The sequence below is a fragment of the Chamaesiphon sp. OTE_20_metabat_361 genome (assembly GCF_031364565.1).
This window is the reverse complement of record NZ_JANLWO010000688.1, coordinates 1-3,017: the sequence shown is the minus strand read 5'-3', so window position 1 is coordinate 3,017 and position 3,017 is coordinate 1. Positions and strand designations below refer to the sequence as shown.

The 3,017-nt window shown below is 47.0% G+C and carries 3 protein-coding genes; all 3 read right to left on the bottom strand.

Features of this window, described 5'->3' with window-relative positions; translation table 11 throughout:
- Positions 1-306 precede the first annotated feature (306 nt).
- Positions 307-1,536 carry a DNA double-strand break repair nuclease NurA gene (locus tag RMO35_RS19495; RefSeq protein ID WP_309743340.1) on the bottom strand — a complete coding sequence of 410 codons (1,230 nt, stop codon included), beginning with the start codon at positions 1,534-1,536 and terminating at the stop codon, positions 307-309.
- Positions 1,537-1,783: 247 nt separating this feature from the next.
- The gene (petJ, locus tag RMO35_RS19490; RefSeq protein WP_309743338.1) at positions 1,784-2,116 is read right to left on the bottom strand and encodes a cytochrome c6 PetJ; all 333 of its coding nucleotides are present in this window, start codon (positions 2,114-2,116) and stop codon (positions 1,784-1,786) included.
- A gap of 250 nt (positions 2,117-2,366) precedes the next feature.
- Complete coding sequence (gene psbV / locus RMO35_RS19485; protein WP_309743336.1) at positions 2,367-2,858, bottom strand: photosystem II cytochrome c-550; 492 nt, start codon at positions 2,856-2,858, stop codon at positions 2,367-2,369.
- Positions 2,859-3,017: the final 159 nt, after the last annotated feature.

The following is a 3,017-nucleotide window of genomic DNA, read 5'->3' as shown; positions in this document are numbered from 1 at the left end:
CGCGATACAAACTTTATCATCTTTGGTAAACCGCAACTCAGTTTGCACCAGATCGTCGCTATCGATAATTTCCATCTGGACTGTAGGTGGTAGCGATTCGCGGGTACCTGCTTCAGCATTACTAACAATTAAATATACTTTTGACACTCGATCGTTAATCATTATACTTCCTGCGAAAGTCAGGCTTTAGGCTTTAGGTTTTAGACTTTAGGGAAAAACAATACTAAAAAAAGATTATCTTTCTACTTTTGCAGGAAGTCTCGTGTTTTTAGTGGTTCCTCAAAGCGTCATAATCCGATCGAAAGATCAGGCAACACTACCGCGCTTTCTAGTCTCCTTGTAGGATGTGCCGACATTTTTGATGCCAGTCTTAATTAGTTCGCGTTCGAGCAGGGCAAAAAAGCTCGATCTATCTGCACCCCTGACGACGGCTTGATTGTGTGCCTCTGCGAGGGCGACAGGGTAGCCATAACCCTTATTAACTTGAGCGATAATCAAACTCAACGCCATACTCGATAACGCCTCATCTTGAGCCACCCACGCGGGTACCTCCACGCGGGCGATTTCGGTACCGACATGCAGATAGCAAAAATAGATCTTGTGGCGATCGTCATACCAGTCTAAAATCTTGGCGGTACTCTGCCACCAACAGCTCCGTTGTCCGGGCAATAAGTGCGTATTCCACAAGGTAGTGTCTCGGACACCCTCAAACTGTTGACACGGGAGGCGAGTTTCGCCACCACAATGCGTCTGACAATCGGGGACATCATGGGGACAGGTAAGTAGGCGCAGCAGATTGAGATTGTCGATACTCCGCGACGAACTGAGATAACCGACGATCGGAATTCCCGCGACTCGCAACTGTTCCCAAGCCGCTAAAATTGGATTGAGGATCTGTTCGCGCGCATCGGTGGGTAATTGCTCCAAAAACCAGTAGACGAGCGAACCATCTACCATCGCTAAGGTCGGCACGCGCGGCTGTGGCGGGGCGGTAATGCTATCTGGCTTATCATCAAAGCCAAAGGGTGGATTGACCCAGTTACAGCCCAATTCTGCGAGGACTGTGGCTTCGGAAACCGCTCGCCGATAACCCAACCATTCCTCGGTACTAATCCCCCACTGACGAGAGATATACAAATCTTCTTGCTGATAAAAAACTTCGGGGATGCTATCGAGGAGGGGATGTAGATTTTGCCCGTAATGAATCATCACCCTCCCGACGTTGATTAGATAGCAGTAGGCGATTTCATGATGGCTGGGCGCGATTTGGGAGCCATCCGTAGCGAGGACGGTTTGCTGCGCTGGCGGTGCGGCAATATCGATACAAGTATCGAGCAGTTCGACGGGAATTGAAGTGTTGAAAAACAGTCGATTGCTCCACTGTTTGTGGATTTCGGCTAGCTCTACTTGCCGCTCGATGGCTTGCTGGAGTGATGATGTCGCCAATTTTAGCCGTTGCTGATTGGCGGTATTTTCCCGCACCAGATGTTGTCCGATCCCAGGTAATTGTTTCGCAACCTTATTAATATCTAGCATTGATGACGAGTGGGGAGTTGGGGAGATAGAAAGTTGTCAATTCGGGCGCGTATTACTCCTGACGACTTTCTGCCCTAAAGCCTAAAGCCTAACCCCTTCCTAAAACAAGTGACTGGCAATCGCCGAGCTGCGATAGAGAATAACTTATCACATAAGCAACTTCTCGATCGACCTTCAGCAATTACCAGCCACTAATATTGATGTCACCTAACTAATCGTCAGTCATGGTTGAGACACCAATCAAAAACTACCAACCTTTTTCGGATTGCGCTAAGACATAGGTAGCAACGTCTTCGATTTGAGCAGCACTGAGTCTACCACCAAAAGCAGGCATCGCATTTTTGCCTTTAGTTACCTGAGTTGTAATCGCAGCAACCGTGTTCATGCCATAAGTCGCGAGGGCTTCTTTTTTCAGGTTCTTGTTTGCCATGATGACATTGTTGCCACCAGCATGACAAGCCGCACAATTGGCACTAAAAATTTTGGCACCGTTAGCTACCTCAGCAGCCGACGCCGGACTAGTAAATGCGATTGTAAATAGAGCGATTGCTACTGTGAAAATCGAAATCAGCTTTTTCAAAACGGTTCTCCTTCGATCTAAAATTAAGAAACATATACTACCAATCACCCATTGTACCCAATTTTTGGGGGTACGATCGGTAAAAGTACCTATTTTGTATTGAAACTTTAACAATTTGGGGTTTGGGTACTCTTGTCATGCCTACTGTCAAGCGCCAGCGGGAGCGACAGTAGGAGCAACTAGCGACCGGAGACGATCGAAATGATGATTATCGCTTCAACCATCTTCAAAATCCCGATCCGAGCGGGGATTATCTGACTGTTTTACCGCCACCCCACTGCTCGCCGAGAATTTTGGGCTGCATGAGGATGTGTCCGGCGATCGCATACATGTCATCTTCGGATAGATTCTTCATTTCGGTGAAGATATCGGCACTATCCATGCTCGGGTGCAACTCGGCAATTAGAGTTTCGCCGTCGTAGGTAGTTGGATGGTGCATGTAATCTACTAACGCTACAATATTGTCTCGCGCTGGTGTCGCTCCGGATAAGTCCACAGGACTTAAACCTACGTTAAAGTCAGTTTTGGTGACGCCGCCAGCATGACATTGCGCGCAAGTCGAGGCAAACAGTTGTCTGCCTTGGTTGACTTGTTTGAGATTGAGCGTGGCAGTTTCACCGTCTGGATTCAATTTGACTGTGCGCGTTGCTGCATCGAGTTCGATGGCGTTAGCACTGGTAACTAAGGTTTGGAATGCAAACAATATGGTTGCCACCGCCAGCAACAGGAATCGCTTGAACATGGTTCTCCCTCGAAAAGATAACTTTAAATTAGATGATAATTACACAACACAGCTAAACTCAAGACCGAAGCCACAGCTATCTTATATTACCTATATCATCTCATTATCTAGACCACAGGATCTCAATATTTCCTCATAAAGTAAATAAAAATTTACAAT

Bases quoted from the DNA above. Each gene is read 5' to 3' on its own strand.
- psbV (WP_309743336.1), bottom strand. From the start codon at position 2,858: ATGTTCAAGCGATTCCTGTTGCTGGCGGTGGCAACCATATTGTTTGCA.
- RMO35_RS19495 (WP_309743340.1), bottom strand. From the start codon at position 1,536: ATGCTAGATATTAATAAGGTTGCGAAACAATTACCTGGGATCGGACAA.